The organism is Serratia sp. PF-27 (assembly GCF_030053255.1).
GTDB classification, from domain to species: Bacteria; Pseudomonadota; Gammaproteobacteria; order Enterobacterales; family Enterobacteriaceae; genus Serratia; species Serratia bockelmannii.
In genome coordinates, this window is record NZ_JASGBT010000022.1 from 1 (window position 1) to 19,904 (window position 19,904).

The 19,904-nt window shown below is 61.9% G+C and carries 14 protein-coding genes, 1 tRNA gene and 1 rRNA gene; 10 read left to right on the forward strand and 6 right to left on the reverse strand.

The window, feature by feature from the left end; translation table 11 throughout:
- Window positions 1-66 precede the first annotated feature (66 nt).
- From QMZ29_RS19560 to aceK, 6 genes are all read left to right on the forward strand, one after another.
- Window positions 67-142 (forward strand) — tRNA-Thr (locus QMZ29_RS19560).
- 45 nt (window positions 143-187) lie between these two features.
- Window positions 188-303 (forward strand): 5S ribosomal RNA (gene rrf / locus QMZ29_RS19565).
- A 382-nt stretch (window positions 304-685) separates the two neighbouring features.
- The gene (metA, locus tag QMZ29_RS19570; RefSeq protein ID WP_063988506.1) at window positions 686-1,615 is read left to right on the forward strand and encodes a homoserine O-acetyltransferase MetA; all 930 of its coding nucleotides are present in this window, start codon (window positions 686-688) and stop codon (window positions 1,613-1,615) included.
- A gap of 374 nt (window positions 1,616-1,989) precedes the next feature.
- Window positions 1,990-3,588, forward strand: a complete 1,599-nt coding sequence (gene aceB / locus QMZ29_RS19575; RefSeq protein ID WP_173889887.1) for a malate synthase A — start codon at window positions 1,990-1,992, stop codon at window positions 3,586-3,588.
- Window positions 3,589-3,629: 41 nt separating this feature from the next.
- A complete protein-coding gene (gene aceA / locus QMZ29_RS19580; RefSeq protein WP_025304483.1) occupies window positions 3,630-4,937 on the forward strand; it encodes an isocitrate lyase in 1,308 nt (435 codons plus the stop codon).
- 69 nt (window positions 4,938-5,006) lie between these two features.
- Window positions 5,007-6,761 (forward strand): bifunctional isocitrate dehydrogenase kinase/phosphatase, encoded by a 1,755-nt coding sequence (gene aceK, locus QMZ29_RS19585; RefSeq protein ID WP_261425015.1) that lies wholly within the window; start codon window positions 5,007-5,009, stop codon window positions 6,759-6,761.
- Window position 6,762: 1 nt separating this feature from the next.
- On the opposite strand, the gene QMZ29_RS19590 is transcribed toward aceK, so the two are convergent.
- The 5 genes from QMZ29_RS19590 to iclR form a co-directional block, all read right to left on the reverse strand.
- Window positions 6,763-7,404: a bifunctional 4-hydroxy-2-oxoglutarate aldolase/2-dehydro-3-deoxy-phosphogluconate aldolase gene (locus tag QMZ29_RS19590; protein ID WP_282980726.1), complete on the reverse strand. Its 642-nt coding sequence runs from the start codon at window positions 7,402-7,404 to the stop codon at window positions 6,763-6,765.
- A 54-nt stretch (window positions 7,405-7,458) separates the two neighbouring features.
- Window positions 7,459-9,273: a phosphogluconate dehydratase gene (gene edd, locus QMZ29_RS19595; protein ID WP_049204304.1), complete on the reverse strand. Its 1,815-nt coding sequence runs from the start codon at window positions 9,271-9,273 to the stop codon at window positions 7,459-7,461.
- Window positions 9,274-9,371: 98 nt separating this feature from the next.
- The gene (gntU, locus tag QMZ29_RS19600; protein WP_025304479.1) at window positions 9,372-10,709 is read right to left on the reverse strand and encodes a gluconate transporter; all 1,338 of its coding nucleotides are present in this window, start codon (window positions 10,707-10,709) and stop codon (window positions 9,372-9,374) included.
- Entirely contained in the window at window positions 10,706-11,245 is a 540-nt protein-coding gene (gene gntK / locus QMZ29_RS19605) for a gluconokinase (RefSeq protein ID WP_004936645.1), read from the reverse strand. The genes gntU and gntK overlap by 4 nt, the downstream gene beginning before the upstream one ends.
- A gap of 252 nt (window positions 11,246-11,497) precedes the next feature.
- On the reverse strand, window positions 11,498-12,328 hold the full coding sequence (gene iclR, locus QMZ29_RS19610) for a glyoxylate bypass operon transcriptional repressor IclR (RefSeq protein WP_004936648.1): 831 nt from the start codon (window positions 12,326-12,328) through the stop codon (window positions 11,498-11,500).
- A 196-nt stretch (window positions 12,329-12,524) separates the two neighbouring features.
- Between iclR and metH the strand changes: the two genes are divergently transcribed.
- Complete coding sequence (gene metH / locus QMZ29_RS19615) at window positions 12,525-16,220, forward strand: methionine synthase (RefSeq protein WP_261425018.1); 3,696 nt, start codon at window positions 12,525-12,527, stop codon at window positions 16,218-16,220.
- Between the two features lie 38 nt (window positions 16,221-16,258).
- Here the strand turns inward: metH and QMZ29_RS19620 are convergent, their stop codons facing one another.
- Window positions 16,259-16,969: a UTRA domain-containing protein gene (locus tag QMZ29_RS19620; protein WP_089196315.1), complete on the reverse strand. Its 711-nt coding sequence runs from the start codon at window positions 16,967-16,969 to the stop codon at window positions 16,259-16,261.
- 193 nt (window positions 16,970-17,162) lie between these two features.
- On the opposite strand from QMZ29_RS19620, the gene QMZ29_RS19625 reads away from it, so the two are divergent.
- From QMZ29_RS19625 to QMZ29_RS19635, 3 genes are read left to right on the forward strand one after another with little or no spacing between them, the layout of a single operon-like run.
- Window positions 17,163-18,224: an ABC transporter substrate-binding protein gene (locus QMZ29_RS19625; protein ID WP_004936660.1), complete on the forward strand. Its 1,062-nt coding sequence runs from the start codon at window positions 17,163-17,165 to the stop codon at window positions 18,222-18,224.
- Between the two features lie 11 nt (window positions 18,225-18,235).
- Window positions 18,236-19,045 carry an alkaline phosphatase family protein gene (locus tag QMZ29_RS19630; RefSeq protein ID WP_043139627.1) on the forward strand — a complete coding sequence of 270 codons (810 nt, stop codon included), beginning with the start codon at window positions 18,236-18,238 and terminating at the stop codon, window positions 19,043-19,045.
- On the forward strand, window positions 19,042-19,887 hold the full coding sequence (locus tag QMZ29_RS19635) for an ABC transporter permease (protein ID WP_016930298.1): 846 nt from the start codon (window positions 19,042-19,044) through the stop codon (window positions 19,885-19,887). The genes QMZ29_RS19630 and QMZ29_RS19635 overlap by 4 nt, the downstream gene beginning before the upstream one ends.
- Window positions 19,888-19,904 lie beyond the last annotated feature (17 nt).

The window sequence follows — 19,904 nt, forward strand, 5'->3', positions numbered from 1 at the left end:
GCGCCGATGGTAGTGTGGGGTCTCCCCATGCGAGAGTAGGACACTGCCAGGCATCAAATTAAGCGTGCTGATATGGCTCAGTTGGTAGAGCGCACCCTTGGTAAGGGTGAGGTCCCCAGTTCGACTCTGGGTATCAGCACCACTTTATTTAAAGTGGGTTTAGAAGTTCGGCAGAAAAAAGAATTTGCTTGGCGGCAATAGCGCGGTGGTCCCACCTGACCCCATGCCGAACTCAGAAGTGAAACGCCGTAGCGCCGATGGTAGTGTGGGGTCTCCCCATGCGAGAGTAGGACACTGCCAAGCATCAAATAAAACAACAAGCCTCATGCGAAAGCATGGGGCTTTTTGTTTTGTCTGTTATTTGGTGTTCTGCTCGAGCATGGGCATGCGAAAGGCCCGTCGGGAACGGGCCTTAACGCCGCTTGCGGCGGCCCCGCAGGGGAGAGTCTCAGGATGAGACGAATACTGTAGGACACTGCCAAGCATCAAATAAGCCAAGAGGCCATCCGAAAGGATGGCCTTTTTGCTTTCAGTACCTCTCATCCTCCCTGCCAAAGATCCTGACGCAGTTCGCGCAATGAAACATTTTCACCTTTCCGCTGAATGCTCGACAGCGACGGAAAAAAACGCTATCTTCGGGCATCTAGAAGTCTAAACGTATAAATGGATGTGTGAGGGTTAAGCAATGCCGATTCGTGTTCCTGATGAGTTACCTGCGGTCAATTTCTTGCGCGGTGAGAATGTCTTCGTGATGACATCTTCGCGGGCAAAAACACAGGAAATCAGGCCGCTGAAAGTGCTGATCCTTAATCTGATGCCAAAGAAGATCGAAACGGAAAACCAGTTTCTGCGCCTGCTTTCCAACTCGCCGCTGCAGATTGATATCCAGCTGCTGCGCATCGACAGCCGCGAATCGAAGAATACGCCGGCCGAGCATCTGAATAACTTCTACTGCGACTTCGAGGATATTCAGAATGAGAACTTCGATGGTTTGATCGTCACTGGCGCGCCGCTGGGGCTGGTCGATTTCTGCGATGTTGCCTACTGGCCGCAGATCGAACGGGTGATCGACTGGGCTAAGAACCACGTTACCTCCACGCTGTTCGTGTGCTGGGCGGTACAGGCGGCGTTGAATATTCTGTACGGCATTCCCAAGATGACGCGCGAGGTGAAGCTCTCCGGGGTTTATCCGCACCAAACGCTACAGCAGCATGCGTTGCTGACGCGCGGCTTCGACGAAAGCTTCCTGGCGCCGCATTCACGCTATGCCGATTTCCCGACCGAGGTGATTCGCCAATATACCGACCTGGACATCCTGGCCGAATCCGAGCAGGCCGGCGCCTACCTGTTCGCCAGCAGGGATAAGCGCCTGGCGTTCGTCACCGGCCATCCGGAATACGATACGTTGACCCTGGCAGGAGAGTATTGTCGCGACAACGAAGCTGGCCTCGATCCTGCCGTACCGCTCAACTATTTCCCTGATGACAACCCCGCACTGACACCGAAAGCCACCTGGCGCAGCCATGGCCACCTGCTGTTTTCCAATTGGCTCAACTATTACGTCTACCAGATCACGCCTTACGATCTGCGCCATATGAATCCGACGCTCGACTGATCTTTTCTGCCTGCCGGCGGCTGAATCGAGGCCGCCGCACTGCTCATCCTCTGCCCGATCCTCTTTTTACCCGTCAATTTTCCTAAAAAACCATTGCCTAACAAAGCGTTAGTCCGTCTTTGCAATTCTATTGGAACCGATTTCCTTACCTGTTGACCGTATTATTTACCCTAACTAATTGATAATAAAGTGTTAATAAAATATTTAATAATAAAATGGAAATGGTTTTTGATTTTTATTTTTTGTTGAGTATTCTTAGAGCTATCGGGATGAGATCTGACCAGTTGAGGATCGTTTCATCCGCCCTGATCCACAGTGATTTCTGATGAAAATGCGCCGGTCGCGCGGGCGCAACGATGGGAAGGAGCAAGGTCATGACGCAACAGATAGCAGGCACGGAATTAAGGTTTACTCAGGGTTTCGCCGCAGCGGAGCGCCAGGTGTTAACGGATGAAGCGGTTGAATTCCTGGCGGACCTGGTGGGGAAATTCACGCCGCGGCGCAACGAGCTGCTGGCGGCGCGTGTCCGCTGGCAACAAAATATCGATCGCGGTGAACTGCCGGGATTTATTTCGGAAACCGCTTCCATTCGTGAAGGTGACTGGCAAATCCGCGGCATTCCGCAAGACCTGCGTGACCGCAGGGTCGAGATCACCGGGCCGGTCGAGCGCAAGATGGTGATCAATGCGCTGAACGCCAACGTAAAAGTGTTTATGGCGGACTTCGAAGACTCGCTGGCGCCAAGCTGGGACAAAGTCATCGACGGTCAAATCAACCTGCACGATGCGGTTAACGGCACCATCTCTTACACCAATGAAGCCGGCAAGATCTACCAGTTGAAACCGAATCCGGCGGTGTTGATCGCTCGCGTGCGCGGCTTGCACCTGCCGGAGAAACACGTCTTGTGGCGTGATGAAGCCATCCCCGGCGGCCTGTTCGATTTCGCGCTGTACTTCTACCACAACTATCGCCAGCTGTTGGCCAAGGGCAGCGGCCCGTATTTCTACCTGCCGAAAACCCAGTCCTGGGAGGAAGCGGCCTGGTGGAGCGATGTCTTCAGCTTTACCGAGGATCGTTTCGATCTGCCGCGCGGCACCATCAAGGCGACCGTGCTGATCGAAACCTTGCCGGCGGTGTTCCAGATGGACGAGATCCTGTATCACCTGCGCGATCACATCGTCGGTCTGAACTGCGGCCGTTGGGATTACATCTTCAGCTACATCAAAACGCTGAAGAACCACGGCGATCGCGTGCTGCCGGATCGTCAGTCGGTGACCATGGAAAAACCTTTCCTCAGCGCCTATTCGCGCCTGTTGATCAAAACCTGTCATAAGCGCGGCGCGTTCGCCATGGGCGGCATGGCGGCGTTTATCCCGAGCAAAGACGCCGAAAAAAACGCCTGGGTGCTGAACAAGGTACGGGCGGACAAAGAGCTGGAGGCCAACAATGGCCACGACGGCACCTGGGTGGCGCACCCGGGCTTGGCGGACACGGTGATGGAGGTGTTCGGCAACGCATTGGGCGATCGTCAAAACCAGCTGGACGTGCTGCGTGAGCAGGATGCGCCGATCAGCGCCGCACAGCTGCTGGCACCGTGCGACGGCGAACGCACCGAAGCAGGGATGCGCGCCAATATCCGCGTGGCGGTGCAGTACATTGAAGCCTGGATCTCCGGCAACGGCTGCGTGCCGATTTACGGTTTGATGGAGGATGCGGCGACGGCGGAGATCTCCCGCACGTCTATCTGGCAGTGGATCCACCACGAGAAGAGCCTGAACGACGGGCGCCCGGTCACCAAGGCGCTGTTCCGCCAGATGCTGCAAGAAGAGATGTTGGTGGTGCGTGAAGAAGTAGGGGAAGCGCGCTTTAACGCCGGCCGGTTCGAAGAGGCGGCGAGCCTGATGGAGCGCATCACCACGCAAGATGAATTAATCGATTTCCTGACGCTGCCCGGCTATGAGCTGCTGGCCTGAATTTTCCCAATCAACCCTACATGACTGAAAGGATAAAAATTATGTCTACCTCTCGCTCTCAACAGATCCAGCAGTTGGAACAGGAATGGAAATCGGCCCGTTGGGAAGGCATTACCCGCCCCTATAGCGCCGAAGACGTGATCAACCTGCGCGGTTCGGTCAACCCGGAATGCACCCTGGCGCAAAACGGCGCCGCCAAACTGTGGGCATTGTTGAACGGCAAGGCGCGCAAAGGCTACGTGAACTGCCTGGGCGCGCTGACCGGCGGCCAGGCGCTGCAGCAGGCCAAAGCCGGCGTCGAGGCCATCTACTTGTCCGGTTGGCAGGTGGCGGCCGACGCCAACAGCGCGGCGGCCATGTACCCTGACCAATCGCTGTATCCGGTGGACTCCGTGCCGAAGGTCGTCGAGCGCATCAACAACACCTTCCGCCGTGCCGATCAGATCCAATGGGCGAACCAGATTGAGCCGGGCAGCAAAGGGTACACCGATTATTTCCTGCCGATCGTCGCCGATGCGGAAGCCGGCTTCGGCGGCGTGTTGAACGCCTTTGAGCTGATGAAAGCGATGATTACCGCCGGGGCCGCCGGGGTGCACTTCGAAGATCAGCTGGCGGCGGTGAAGAAATGCGGCCATATGGGCGGCAAAGTGCTGGTGCCGACGCAAGAAGCGATCCAGAAACTGGTCGCCGCGCGCCTGGCGGCCGACGTGCTCGGCGTGCCGACGCTGGTGATCGCCCGTACCGACGCCGATGCGGCCGACCTGCTGACCTCTGACTGCGATCCGTATGACAGCGCCTTCGTCACTGGCGAGCGTACGGCGGAAGGCTTCTTCCGCACCCATGCCGGCGTCGAACAGGCGATCAGCCGCGGCCTGGCCTATGCCCCTTACGCCGATATGGTGTGGTGCGAAACCTCAACGCCGGATCTGGATGCCGCCCAGCGCTTCGCCGACGCCATCCACGCCAAATATCCAGGCAAGCTGTTGGCCTACAACTGCTCGCCATCGTTCAACTGGAAGAAGAACCTCGACGACCAGACCATCGCCCGCTTCCAGCAGGCGCTGTCGGACATGGGCTACAAGTATCAGTTCATCACGCTGGCGGGCATCCACAGCATGTGGTTCAACATGTTCGACCTGGCGCACGCCTATGCGCAGGGCGAGGGGATGAAACACTACGTCGAGAAGGTGCAGCAGGCGGAGTTCGCCGCGGTGGATCGCGGTTACACCTTCGCGTCGCACCAGCAGGAGGTGGGTACCGGCTACTTCGACAAGGTCACCACCGTCATTCAGGGCGGCGCCTCTTCGGTCACCGCGCTGACCGGTTCGACGGAAGAACAGCAGTTCTGATGCGGCAAGCTTGAAGACGTTTCACCCGGAGCCTGCATGCGCAGGCTTCTTTTTCTGGCGGGGGTAAGGATGGCGGCAAAACTGGAGTTGTTGATCGCACAGACGATCCTGCAGGGCTTCGATGCGCAGTACGGCCGCTTTCTGGAAGTGACCGCCGGCGCGCAGCAGCGCTTCGAGCAGGCGGACTGGCCGGCGGTGCAGCAGGCGATGAAAAAGCGCATCCATCTGTATGACCATCACGTCGGCCTGGTGGTGGAGCAGCTCAAATGCATCACCGGGCAGAAATACTTCGATGCCGACTTCCCCAGCCGGGTTAAAGCGGTTTATATCGACCTGCTGCCGGACTATCCGCGTTTCGAGATCGCCGAAAGCTTCTTTAACTCGGTCTATTGCCGGCTGTTCAAGCACCGCGATCTGACGCCGGACAAGCTGTTCGTCTTCAGTTCGCAGCCGGAACGGCGCTTTCGCGACATACCGCGTCCGCTGGCGCGCGATTTTACCCCCAATGGCGATCTGCCGGCGATGCTGCGCAGCGTGCTGAGCGATCTGCCGCTGCGGCTGCCGTGGGAGGACTTGGCGCGCGATATTCGCGACATCACTCAGGCGCTGCAACGCGCCTTCAGCGCACCGCAGCTGGCGGGCGCAACCTTCCAGATAGCCAACGAACTGTTCTATCGCAACAAGGCCGCCTGGCTGGTCGGCAAGCTGCGCCTGGCCGACGGTGTTTATCCGTTCTTGCTCCCGATCCACCACAGCGAGTCGGGCGCGCTGTTTATCGATGCCTGCCTGACCGGAAAGGCCGAGGCCAGCATTGTCTTCGGCTTCGCCCGCTCTTATTTCATGGTCTACGCGCCGCTGCCGGCGGCGATGGTGGAGTGGCTGCGCGAGATCCTGCCGGGCAAAACCACCGCCGAGCTGTACATGGCGATCGGCTGCCAGAAGCACGGTAAAACCGAATGCTATCGCGAATACCTGACCTTTATGGCGCAGTCGCAGGAGCAATTTATCATCGCGCCGGGGGTGAAGGGCATGGTGATGCTGGTGTTCACCCTGCCGTCCTTCGATCGGGTGTTTAAAGTGATCAAAGACGAATTCGCCCCGCAAAAAGAGGTGACGCAGGCGCAGGTGATGGCTTGCTATCAGCTGGTGAAAGAGCACGATCGCGTCGGGCGCATGGCGGATACCCAGGAGTACGAGAATTTCGTCGTCGACAAGGCGCGTCTCAGCCCTGAGTTGTTGGCGGAGTTGCGGCGTGAAGTGCCGGGCAAGCTGGAAGATCTCGGCGATCGCATCGTGATCAAACATTTGTATATGGAACGGCGCATGACGCCGCTGAACCTGTATCTGGAGCAGGCCAACGACCAGCAAATGCGCGATGCGATTGAAGAGTACGGCAACGCGATCAAGCAGTTGGCCGCCGCCAATATTTTCCCCGGCGATATGCTGTTCAAGAACTTCGGCGTGACGCGCCACGGGCGGGTGGTGTTCTACGACTACGACGAAATTTGCTACATGACCGAGGTCAACTTCCGCGACATTCCGCCGCCGCGTTATCCGGAGGACGAGCTGGCCAGCGAGCCGTGGTACAGCATCGCGCCCAACGATGTGTTCCCGGAAGAGTTCCGCCACTTCCTGTGCGGCGATCGGCGCATTCGGCTGGTGTTTGAAGAGTTGCACAGCGATCTGTTTACCGCGGAGTATTGGCGCGGGTTGCAGCAGCGCATCCGCGAAGGGCATGTGGAAGACGTATTTGCTTATCGCAAGAAGCAGCGGTTCAGCCAGCGCAGCGGGGCGGCGCTGCCGGCCGCCACCGCTGCGATGTAAATCAGGCCTGGGCGCCCGCGACGGCGGCGCGCGCCAGTTCGGTAATGCGCGCGTAGTCGCCGCTTTCGAGCGCGTCCGCCGGCACCAGCCAGGAGCCGCCGATGCACAGCACGCTTTTCAGCGCCAGATAGCTGCGGTAATTGTCCGGCGAGATGCCGCCGGTCGGGCAGAAACGCACCTGCGGGAACGGGCCGCCGATCGCCTGCAGTGCTTTTACGCCGCCGTTGGCTTCCGCCGGGAAGAATTTAAACTCGCGCAGGCCGTAATCCATGCCCTGCATCAGTTCGGAAACGGTGCTGATGCCCGGTATAAGGGGAATGGAACCGGCGGTGGCGGCTTTGGGCAGCTCGTCGGTCAGCCCCGGGCTGATGGCGAACTGCGCGCCGGCCTCGGTCACTTCCCGCAGCTGCTGCGGATTGATCACCGTACCGGCGCCGATGATCGCTTCCGGCACCTCTTGGGCGATGGCGCGAATGGCGTCCATGGCGCAGGCGGTGCGCAGCGTCACCTCCAGCACCCGCACGCCGCCGGCGACCAGCGCTTTCGCCAACGGCACCGCATGTTCCAGCTTGTTGATCACGATGACCGGCACCACCGGCCCCGCCGTCAGGATCTGCTCGGCGCTTGTTGTCCACTTGTTCATGCTGACGTTCTCCTCTGTGGCCGCCGCCAGGCGGCGATGCGGCCAGGCTATCGATTAAAATTTGATGCAGCAGGCGCCCTGCTCGGCGCCTGACAGCTGGCTGCGCAGCGCGCCGAACAGCTCGCGGCCGCAGCCGATGTGTTCCGCGCTCAGATCGGGTTGGCATGGCGTGCGCCGCGCCAGCTCGTCGGCGTCGACCAGCACCTGCAGCTCGCCGCTGCGGCCGTTGACGCGGATCGGATCGCCGTCGCGCACTTTCGCCAGCAGGCCGCCGCTATAGGCTTCCGGGGTGACGTGGATGGCGGAAGGCACCTTGCCGGAGGCGCCGGACAGGCGGCCGTCGGTCACCAGCGCCACTTTGAAACCGCGATCCATCAGCACGCCCAGCGGCGGCATCAGCTTGTGCAGCTCCGGCATGCCATTGGCCTGCGGCCCCTGGAAGCGCACCACCACCACGCAATCGCGATCCAGCTTGCCGGCTTCGAACGCCGGCACGATATCGTGCTGGCTGTCGAACACCACCGCCGGCGCTTCGATGATCTGGTTATCGGCGGGCACCGCCGAGGTTTTCATCACCGCGCGGCCCAGATTGCCGGCCATCACTTTGGTGCCGCCATGATGTTCGAACGGCTGGGCCACGCTGGCGATCACGCTGGCGTCGAGCGAGCCGGCCACGCCTTCGCGCCATACCAATTGGCCGTTGTCCAGCCACGGTTCCTGGGTGTAGCGGCGCAGGCCGAAACCGGCCACGGTGTGCACGTCTTCGTGCAGCAGGCCGTGTTGCAGCAGTTCGCGCACCACCAGCGGCACGCCGCCGGCGGCCTGGAATTGGTTGATGTCGGCCGGGCCGTTCGGGTAGATGCGGCACAGCAGCGGCACCGCCTCCGACAGCTCCGAGAAATCGTCCCAGGTGATGATGATGCCCGCCGCCCGCGCCATCGCCACCAGATGCATGGTCAGGTTGGTGGAGCCGCCGGTGGCCAGCAGCGAGACGATGCCGTTCACCACCACTTTCTCGTCCACCAGGCGGCCGATCGGCAGGTAGTTGCCGGCGGTATCGGTCAGTCGGGTCACCTGGCGCGCGGCGGCGTCGTTCAGCGCGTCGCGCAGCGGCGTGTCAGGATGGACGAAGGAGGCGCCCGGCAGATGCAGACCCATCACTTCCATCACCATCTGGTTGGTGTTGGCGGTGCCATAGAAGGTGCAGGTGCCGATGCCGTGATAAGAGGCCGCCTCGGCCTCCAGCAGCGCCAAACGGTCGGCCTTGCCCTCGGCGTACAGCTGGCGCACGCGCACTTTTTCCTTGTTCGGCAGGCCGCTGCTCATCGGGCCGGCCGGCACGAACAGCGCGGGCAGGTGGCCGAAGGAGAGGGCGGCCATCACCAGCCCCGGCACGATCTTGTCGCAGATGCCGAGGAACAGCGCGCCGTCGAACATATTGTGCGACAGGCCGACGGCGGCCGACATGGCGATCACGTCACGGCTCATCAGCGACAGCTCCATGCCGTCCTGCCCCTGCGTCACGCCGTCGCACATCGCCGGCACGCCGCCGGCCACCTGGCCTACGGCGCCGACCGCTTTCAGCGCCTGCTTCAGCCGCTGCGGGTAGTGTTCGTACGGCTGGTGGGCCGACAGCATGTCGTTATAGGCGGTGATGATGGCGATATCGCTGCGCACCATGTTTTTCAGCGACGCCTTGTCATCAGGCTGACAGGCGGCGAAGCCGTGGGCCAGGTTGCCGCAGGCGAGCTGCGCGCGGTGGACGGTTTGGGCGCGGGCCGCCTCGATACGCGCCAGATAGGCGGCGCGGCTGGCCTGGGAACGGTCGATGATGCGCTGTGTGACACGGGACAAGGTTGGATTAATCATGCCTTCCTCACATTGCTGTTGTTATAGTCGCCGCCTGTGGCGGTGCCCCCGGGGGTGATTTGCAGCCCTGGTGTGCAAGGCCGGGGGCGATTCAGGATTTAAAACATCGTGAATGCAATCATGCCGATGGCGCCGCCGACGCTGCCCAGAATGGTTTCCATCACCGTCCAGGTTTTCAGCGTTTGCAGTTCGTTGGCGCCGGTGAATTTGCCGAACAGCCAGAAACCGGCGTCGTTGACGTGGCTCAGCACGATGGAGCCACCGGCGATGCAGATGGCCAGCGCGGCCAACTGCCCGCCGTTCAGCCCGAGCTGGCTGGTGACCGGCAGCACCAGGCCGACGGTGGTCAGGCAGGCGACGGTGGCCGAGCCCTGGATCACCCGCACCATGGCGGACAGCGCGAACGCTGCCACGGCGATCGGCAGGCCGGCGCCGATCATGGCGTCACCCAGCGCTGGCCCTACACCGGAATCCACCAGGATCTGCTTGAACACCCCGCCGGCGCCGGTCATCAGCAGGATGATTCCGGCCGGCTGCACGGCGGCGGAGCAGATGGCCAGGGTCTGTTCGTTGCTCATGCCGCGCGGTTTCGCCAGACCGTAAATCACGATCAGGCAGGCCAGCAGAATGGCGGTGAACGGGTGGCCGATAAACTCCAGCCACTGCTGCAGCTGCGAGCCGGGAGTGACCAGCCGCGCGCCGATAGTCTTCATGCCGACCAGTACCAGCGGGCACAGCACCAGCGCCAGGCTGAAGCCGAACGACGGCAGATTGCCCTTGGTCAGCGTCGGCTCGTTCTCTTCCGGCGGCATTGGCCAGTTGACGAAGCGGCTGATAAAGCTGCCGTACAGCGGGCCGGCGATCAGCATGCCGATCACCGCCGCCACCAGGCCGATGGCGATCATCCAGCCGAAATCGGCCTTCATCTGCGATGCCAGCAGCATTGGCACCGGCCCCGGCAGCAGGAAGGAGGCGGCAGCGGCCACACCGGCGAACAGCGGGATGGCCAGCTTGACGATATTGCCGTCGGTGCGGCGCGCCACGGCGAACACGATGCCGATCAGCAGCACCACCGCCACGTCGAAGAACAGCGGCAGCGCGCAGATCAGGCCGGCGATGCCGAGCGCGTAGTGCGCCTTGCTTTGTCCGAATCGTTTCAGCAATTGCGCCGCAATTTGATCGAGCGCGCCGACCTCATGCAGGATCTTGCCGAACATCGCCCCGAGCGCCACCACGATCGCCAGGAAGCCCAGCGTGTCGCCCATGCCTTTTTGCATGGTGTCGGCGATGTGTTCCAGCGGCATGCCGGAGAAAATGCCGGCGGCGATGGACACCAGCATCAGCGCGACGAAGGCGTGCATGCGCGCCTTCATCACCAGGAATAACAGCAGTAAAACCGAGCCGACTGCGGTACCGACCAGCGTTACGGTACTCACGCGCACACGTCCTGCGGCAGGAAGCTCTGGATATGGCGCACGGTATCGGCGATCACCGCGTCCAGCGGCTGATTGATGTCGATCGCCATCACGTCGTTCTCGTCGGCGCCCGGTTGCTCCAGCGCGGCGAACTGGGTGACCAGCATCTGCGGCTTGAAGAAGTGGCCGTTGCGCGCCGCCAGGCGGGATTCGATCACCGGGAACTCACCGTGCAGATAGATGAATGACAGGTTGCCGTTGCCGGCGCGCAGGCGGTCGCGATACTGCTTTTTCAACGCCGAACAGACGATGATCGACACGTTGTTGGTGCGCTGCATGGCGAAGGCGGCGTCGTTGAGCGCGGCCAGCCACGGCGCGCGATCGTCGTCGTTCAACGCTTCGCCGGCGGCCATCTTCAGGATATTGCTGCGCGGGTGCAGGAAGTCGCCGTCGAGGAAGCCGGCGGAGAGTTGGCGGGCCGCGGCGGCGGCGACGGCGGACTTGCCGCTGCCGGAAACGCCCATAACGACGTAAATACGATTTTGATTGTTGGTCATGGCTTGGCTCCAAAACACCGGGTGACGTTACCTTCGTTCAGTCTGATTGTTACCGGTAACATGTTATCGGTAACATTGTCGAAGGAAGTTTGAGCGGTTGCAATGGGCTTTCGCCGTGAGGATCGTTAACTGTGATCGGCTTCAAGCTTTTTGCCTGTGTGCTAAACAGGATGCCGACAGCCTGTTACATGCTGACAACAGAGCATGGCAGGGGAGCAGGGGCGCGCTGGGGCGCCCCTCGGATGGGCTGGATCAGCGCACGCCGCCGTAGGCCAGGCTGATCTCTTTCGCCGCGTGGATCACCAGCGCGCCCAGCTCGATCACGCGATCGTCGGTGATGCGCGACACCGGGCCGGAGATGGAAATGGCGGCGAAGGCTTCGCGGTGCTCGTCGAAGATGCAGGCCGCCACGCAGCGCAGGCCGAGCGCGTGCTCTTCGTCGTCAAAGGAGAAGCCCTGTTTGCGGATCTGCGCCAGCCCCTCTTTCAGGTTGTGTGGCGTCAGGGTATGCGGCGTGTAGGTGTGCATGCCTTTCTTGTGCAGCAGTTTGGTCACCTGATCGTCCGGCAGGGTGGCGAGGAACGCTTTGCCGGCGCCGGAGGCGTGCATCGGCAGTTTGCCGCCGATCGGCGCCGACATGCGCATCAGCGCCGTGCACTGCACCTGATCGATGATGATCGCCTGGTACTCGCTGGTATCCAGCACCGCCAGGTTGACGGTTTCGCCGGACTCCTCCATCAGGCGGCGCAGAGTCGGATGCACCATCGCCAGCAGGTTGCGGCTTTGCAGGAAGCTGCTGCCGACCACAAAGGCGTGCGAGCCGATGGTCCACAGGCCGAGATCGCCGACCTGGCGCACGAATCCCTGCTGCTGCATGGTGGTGAGCAGGCGGTGAGTAGTGGAATTCGGCAGGCCGGCCTGCTGGGCCAGATCGGTCAGCGCCACGTTGCCCTGGGCTTCCGAAATGTATTCCAACAGTTTCAGGCCACGGGTCAACGATTGTACCTGACCGGTCGCCGCACTGGCGGCGGGGGCTGCTGCGCGGGGCTTCTTGCCGCGCTTGGCGGGAGCAGGGGTGGCCATGGGTGAGATTCCTTTTTCCGTATGATGGAATTCATTTTCGTTTTTTGTCGATGAATTGCAAGCCGCCGTCAGCTCATCGGAGGTGTTGGCGCACAACCTGAAAAACTCTCAATTGTCGCCTGGCCCTTTGTCCTTACAAGCTGTGCTAGGATGACTCGTTGGTTTTTGCGGCAGTTGAGCAATGGGCTGGATGGCAATGGAAGGGGTTACAGTGACGAATCGAGTAGAACAACTGCGCCGCCAGTTAGCGCAGCGCATTTTAGTGTTGGACGGCGGCATGGGCACCATGATCCAGAGCTATCGCCTGGATGAGCGCGATTTTCGCGGTGAGCGTTTCGCCGACTGGCGCAGCGATCTGAAAGGCAATAACGATCTGCTGGTGCTGACCAAGCCGGAAGTGATCACCGCCATTCATTACGCCTATCTTGAGGCGGGCGCCGATATCCTTGAGACCAATACCTTCAACTCCACCTCCATCGCCATGGCCGACTACCACATGGAGTCGCTGTCCGCCGAGATTAACTATCAGGCCGCCTGCCTGGCGCGCGCCTGCGCCGACGAATGGACGGCGCGCACGCCGGAAAAACCGCGCTACGTCGCCGGGGTGTTGGGGCCGACCAACCGCACTGCGTCCATCTCGCCGAACGTCAACGATCCGGCGTTCCGCAACATCTCGTTCGATGAACTGGTGGCGGCTTACCGCGAATCGACTCGCGCGCTGGTGGAAGGCGGCGTCGATCTGATCATGATCGAAACCATCTTCGACACCCTGAACGCCAAGGCCGCCGCTTTTGCGGTGGAAACCGAATTCGAAGCGCTGGGGGTGGAACTGCCGATCATGATTTCCGGCACCATCACCGACGCCTCCGGCCGCACCCTGTCCGGCCAGACCACCGAAGCGTTTTACAATTCGCTGCGCCACGTCAAGCCGCTGACCTTCGGCCTGAACTGCGCCCTGGGCCCGGACGAGCTGCGCCAGTACGTCGCCGAGCTGGCGCGCATCTCGGAGACCTACGTCACCGCGCACCCGAACGCCGGTTTGCCGAATGCCTTCGGCGAATACGATCTGGATGCGGCCGAGATGGCGCGCCAGGTCGGGGAGTGGGCGCAGGCCGGCTTTCTCAATATCATCGGCGGATGCTGCGGCACCACGCCGGAACATATCGCCGCGATGGCCAAGGCGGTCGAGGGCGTGCCGCCGCGCCGGCTGCCGGAGCTCCCGGTCGCCTGCCGCCTGGCCGGTCTGGAGCCGCTGACCATCGACGCCAACACCCTGTTCGTCAACGTCGGCGAGCGCACCAACGTCACCGGTTCGGCGCGCTTCAAGCGCCTGATCAAAGAAGAGAAATACAACGAGGCGCTCGACGTGGCGCGTCAGCAGGTCGAGAGCGGCGCGCAGATCATCGACATCAACATGGACGAGGGGATGCTCGACGCCGAAGCGGCGATGGTGCGCTTCCTAAACCTGATCGCCGGCGAGCCGGATATCGCTCGGGTGCCGATCATGATCGACTCCTCCAAGTGGTCCGTTATCGAGAAAGGCCTGAAGTGCATTCAGGGCAAGGGCATCGTCAACTCGATCTCGATGAAGGAGGGCGAAGAAGCCTTTATCCATCACGCCAAACTGGTGCGCCGCTACGGCGCCGCGGTGGTGGTGATGGCGTTCGACGAAGTGGGCCAGGCGGACACCCGCGAGCGCAAGTTCGAGATCTGCCGCCGCGCCTATAAAATTTTGACCGAACGCGTTGGCTTCCCGCCGGAAGACATCATTTTCGACCCGAACATCTTCGCCGTCGCCACCGGCATCGAAGAGCACAACAACTACGCCGTCGACTTTATCGAAGCCTGCGCCGACATCAAAACCCACCTGCCGCACGCGATGATCTCCGGCGGGGTGTCCAACGTGTCGTTCTCGTTCCGCGGCAACGATCCGGTGCGTGAAGCGATCCATGCGGTGTTCCTGTATCACGCCATTCGCAACGGCATGGACATGGGCATCGTCAACGCCGGGCAGTTGGCGATTTACGACGATCTGCCTACTGAGCTGCGCGAGGCGGTAGAAGACGTGATCCTAAACCGTCGCGAGGACGGCACCGAACGCCTGCTGGAGCTGGCGGAAAAGTACCGCGGCAGCAAAGACGGCGAAGCGGCGGTGCAGCAGGCGGAGTGGCGCGGCTGGCCGGTGGAGAAGCGGCTGGAATACTCGCTGGTGAAGGGAATCACCGAGTTTATCGAGCTGGACACCGAAGAAGCGCGGCAGCAGGCCGAACGCCCAATCGAAGTGATCGAAGGGCCGCTGATGGCCGGGATGAACGTGGTCGGCGATCTGTTTGGCGAGGGCAAGATGTTCCTGCCGCAGGTGGTGAAATCCGCCCGCGTGATGAAGCAGGCGGTGGCCTACCTGGAACCGTACATCGAGGCCAGCAAGCAGCAAGGCACCTCCGCGGGGAAAATCCTGTTGGCGACGGTGAAGGGCGACGTGCACGACATCGGCAAGAACATCGTCGGCGTGGTGCTGCAGTGCAACAACTATGAAATCGTCGATCTGGGCGTGATGGTGCCGACGGAGAAAATCCTGCGCACCGCGCGCGAGGAGAACGTCGATATCATCGGCCTGTCGGGGCTGATCACGCCGTCGCTGGACGAGATGGTCAACGTGGCCAAAGAGATGGAGCGCCAGGGCTTTACGCTGCCGCTGCTGATCGGCGGCGCCACCACCTCCAAGGCGCACACCGCGGTGAAAATCGAGCAGAACTACAGCGGCCCGACCACCTACGTGCAGAACGCTTCGCGCACCGTGGGCGTGGTGTCGGCGCTGCTGTCCGCCACCCAGCGCGACGAGTTTGTGGCGCGCACCCGCAAAGAATATGAAACGGTGCGCATTCAGCACGCGCGCAAAAAACCGCGCACGCCGCCGGTCGATTTGCAGAAGGCGCGCGCCAACGCCATGGCGCTGGACTGGGCCGATTATCAGCCGCCGGCGCCGCGGCAGCTCGGCGTGTTTCCGGTGGCGGCCGGCATCGAGACGCTGCGCCACTATATCGACTGGACGCCGTTCTTCATGACCTGGTCGCTGGCGGGCAAATACCCGCGCATCCTGGAGGATGAGGTGGTGGGGGAAGAGGCCAAGCGCCTGTTCCACGACGCCAATCAGATGCTGGATCGGCTGGCCGCCGAGCGCAGCCTCAACCCGCGTGGCGTTTACGGCCTGTTCCCGGCCAACCGCGTCGGCGACGACGTGGAAGTGTACCGCGACGAACGGCGCGGCGAGGTGCTGGCGGTGAGCCGCCATCTGCGTCAGCAGACGGAAAAAACCGACTTCCCGAACTACTGCCTGGCGGACTTCGTGGCGCCGAAAAGCAGCGGCAAGGCCGACTACTTCGGCGCCTTCGCGGTGACCGGCGGGCTGGAGGAGGACGTGCTGGCGGCGGCGTACGACGCGCAGCACGACGATTACAACAAAATCATGGTCAAGGCGTTGGCGGATCGTTTGGCGGAGGCCTTCGCCGAATACCTGCATGAGCAGGTGCGCAAGTTACACTGGGGCTATGCCGCCGACGAGAGCCTGAGCAACGAGGAACTGATCCGCGAGAACTATCAGGGCATCCGGCCGGCGCCGGGCTACCCGGCCTGCCCGGAGCACACCGAAAAAGCGACCATCTGGCAGCTGCTGGACGTCAACCGCCACACCGGCATGGAACTGACGGAGTCCTTCGCTATGTGGCCGGGAGCGGCGGTATCCGGCTGGTACTTCAGCCATCCTGAGAGCAAGTACTTCGCGGTGGCGCAGATCCAGCGCGATCAGGTGGAAGACTACGCGGCGCGTAAAGGGATGAGCGTGAGCGAGGTCGAGCGCTGGCTGGCGCCAAACCTCGGCTACGACGCCGACTGACTTTCCTCTTCAAGGGCGCAGCGATGCGCCCTTGTCATTTACAGCGCTTCCACGTCGATGTGCAGCGCGTCGTACCGCCAATATTCCAGGTCGCAATCGATCACTCTGTCGTGCTGATCGCGATTCACCCGCGTAATGAACAGCGCCGGGCTGCCGTAGGTCACCTTCAGCATGGCGGCGGCCTGCTGCGGCAGCAGGGTGGGCAGCATGTCGAAACGCACCCGCCCGTAGTGAATGCCGTAGCGCGCGGCGTACAGCGCGGTCAGCGACTGGGTCAGATCTTCGTCCAGAATGCCGGGGAAATAGGCCGGATTGAGGTAGTGCTCGCAGTACAGCACCGCACGTCCGTCGATGTAGCGCAGCCGGCGAATGCGATAGGCCTCGGCGCCGGGGGGCAGCGCCAGGCGGCCGGCCAGCGGCGCGTCGAGCGTGACGACCGCGCTGTCGATCGCTTCGGTATGGGCGGCGCGCCCCTGCTGCTGCGCCATGGCGTGAAAATGGCTGCGCTGCAGCGGGTTGTAGATAAGACGTGGAGGCGAGATGAACCAGCCGCGCCGCACTTGGCGGTAGATGACGCCCTGCGCCTCCAACTGGCCGAGCGCCTCCTGCAAGGTAATGCGGGTGGTGGCGAACTGTTCGCTCAGGGCGCGTTCGGAGGGCAGCTTGCCGCCCGCGGCGAACTCGCCGGCGGTGATGCGGGCGCTCAGCGTTTGGCAGATGGTGGCGACGGTCGTCGGTGCTTCACTCATACAGCGGGTGTCCCGTTTCAGTGCGTTTGGCCTTCCTTAAGGTAGACCAGCGTCGCGTTTTCGCCGTTGCAACGGGTGATAAAACTGTCGCTTTTTTAAGCTGACATATAATTATCACATTCGTCCGTTAGATTGGTTTGGTCCTTGCTGGACTAGTCCAGCCATCCCCACACTACCACCTGGAGCATCAGTTATGAAACGTTTGTGCGCTTCTGTGTTAACCAGTGCCATCGTGTTATCCAGCCAGATGAGCTGGGCCGCGGATACCGATCTGGCGGCGCTGGAGCAGGCCGCGAAGAAAGAAGGCGAAGTCAACAGCGTCGGCATGCCGGACAGCTGGGCCAACTGGAAAGGCACCTGGCAAGATCTGTTGAGCAAGTACGGCCTGAAGCATGTCGATACCGACATGAGCTCCGCGCAGGAGATCGCCAAATTCGATGCGGAAAAGAACAACGCTACGGCGGACATCGGTGACGTCGGCGCGGCCTTTGGCCCGGTGGCGGTGCAGAAGGGCGTAACGCAGCCCTACAAACCCTCTACCTGGGATCAGGTGCCGGACTGGGCGAAAGACAAAGACGGGCACTGGGCGCTGGCTTACACCGGCACCATCGCCTTTATCATCAATAAACAGCAGGTGAAAGACATCCCGCACAGCTGGGCCGATCTGCTCAAGGGCAGCTATCAGGTCACCATCGGCGACGTCGGCACCGCGTCGCAGGCGGCCAGCGGCGTGCTGGCCGCCACCTACGCCATGGGCGGCAACGAGAAAAACCTCAAGCCGGGCCTGGAATTCTTCGGCAAGCTGGCCAAGGCCGGCCGCCTGAGCCTGAGTAACCCGGTGATCGCATCGCTGGAGAAAGGGGAAGTGCAGGTTGGCGTGGTGTGGGACTTCAACGGCCTGAACTACCGCGATCAGATCGACAAAACCCGTTTTGAAGTGCTGATCCCGTCGGACGGCTCGATCACCTCCGGCTACACCACCATCATCAATAAATACGCCAAGCACCCGAACGCCGCCAAGCTGGCGCGCGAATACATCTTCTCCGACGCCGGCCAGATCAACCTGGCGCGCGGCTATGCCCGCCCGATCCGCGCCGAACATCTGACGCTGCCGGACGACGTCAAGGCCAAGCTGCTGCCGGCCGAGCAGTACAAGAATGCGCACCCGATCGCCGATCCGGCGGCCTGGGAACAGAGCGCCAAAGCGCTGCCGCGCCTGTGGCAGGAAAACGTCATTATGTTTATGCAGCAGTGAGTTAACGCACCATGAAAACGATCCTCGTGCTGCTGGACGGCCTCAACTACCGGGTGGCGCACGACGCCATGGGGTATCTGCAGGCCGAATGTGCGGCGGGACGCGGGCGGTTGTACCTGCTGGAGAGCGAGTTGCCCTCGCTCTCCCGGCCGCTGTATGAATGCATCCTCACCGGCGTCACGCCGGTGGAGAGCGGCGTGGTGCACAACCACGTCTCGCGCCTTTCTCATCAACAAAGCGTGTTTCATTACGCGCGCGCCGCCGGGCTGACCACCGCCGCCGCCGCGTATCATTGGTTCAGCGAATTGTATAACCGCACGCCGTTCGACGCCGCGCGCGACCGCCACACCGACGCTCCCGAGCTGCCGATTCAGCACGGCCATTTCTATTACGACGACGGCTATCCCGATAGCCATCTGTTCGACGACGCCGAAAGCCTGCGCCAGCGTCATCAGCCGGATTTCCTGCTGATCCACCCGATGAACATCGACGACGCCGGGCACCGCTTCGGCCTCTCTTCGCCGCAGTACCGCAACGCGGCGCGGCGCGCCGACGGCTCGCTGTCGCGCTACCTGCCCGAGTGGCTGGCGGCCGGTTATCAGGTGCTGGTCACCGCCGACCACGGCATGAACGACGATCGCAGCCACGGCGGGGTGTTGCCGGAAGAGCGCCAGGTGCCGCTGTTCGTGTTCGGCGCGGGCTTCAGCCTGGACGACGCCGATCCGCAGCAAACCGAGCTGTGCGGCACGATCTGCGATCTGCTGCAGGCGGCGCATGACAAGCCGCGCTGCCGGGCGCTGCTGGCGCAGGATGCGCGATGAATAGCAAAACCAAATGGATCGCCGCACTGTGCCTGCTGCCGTTTATCGTGCTGTTCGGCGCGTTTCAGATCGCCCCGCTGGTGTGGATCGCGGTTCACAGCTTTTTCAGCGAGAGCAGCGGCTGGGGATGGGGCAACTATGTCGATATCCTCACGTCGCCGTTCTACCTGCAGGCCTTTCAGTTCTCGCTGGAGATCTCGCTGTGGTCGAGCGTCTACGGCTTGCTGATTGCATTAGTGGGCAGTTACTCACTTCGCCAGCTCGGCCAGACCCGCTTTCATGACTTCGTGATGTCGTTCACCAACATGACCAGCAACTTCGCCGGGGTGCCGCTGGCGTTCGCCTTCGTCATTCTGTTGGGGTTGAACGGCTGCCTGACGCTGCTGCTGCGCAAATACGGTTTGATGGAGAGCTTCAACCTCTATTCGAAGAGCGGCCTGATCGTGCTGTATACCTACTTCCAGATCCCGTTGGGCGTGCTGTTGCTGTATCCGGCGTTCGATGCGCTGCGCGCCGATTGGCGTGAGTCGGCGGCGCTGCTCGGCGCCGGCCCCTGGCGCTACTGGCGGCATATCGGCCTGCCGGTGCTGGCGCCGGCGCTGATGGGCACCTTCGTCATCCTGCTGGCCAACGCGCTGGGCGCCTACGCCACGGTGTACGCGCTGACCACCGGCAACTTCAACGTGATCCCGATCCGCATCTCGGCGTTGGTGGCGGGGGACATCTCCCTCGATCCGAACCTGGCCAGCGCGCTGGCGATGCTGCTGGTGGTGATGATGGCGTTTATCACGGTAATCCACCAATGGATGCTGCGCAGGAGCTACCTCAATGCGCGCTCATAATCGGATGGAGAATGCTC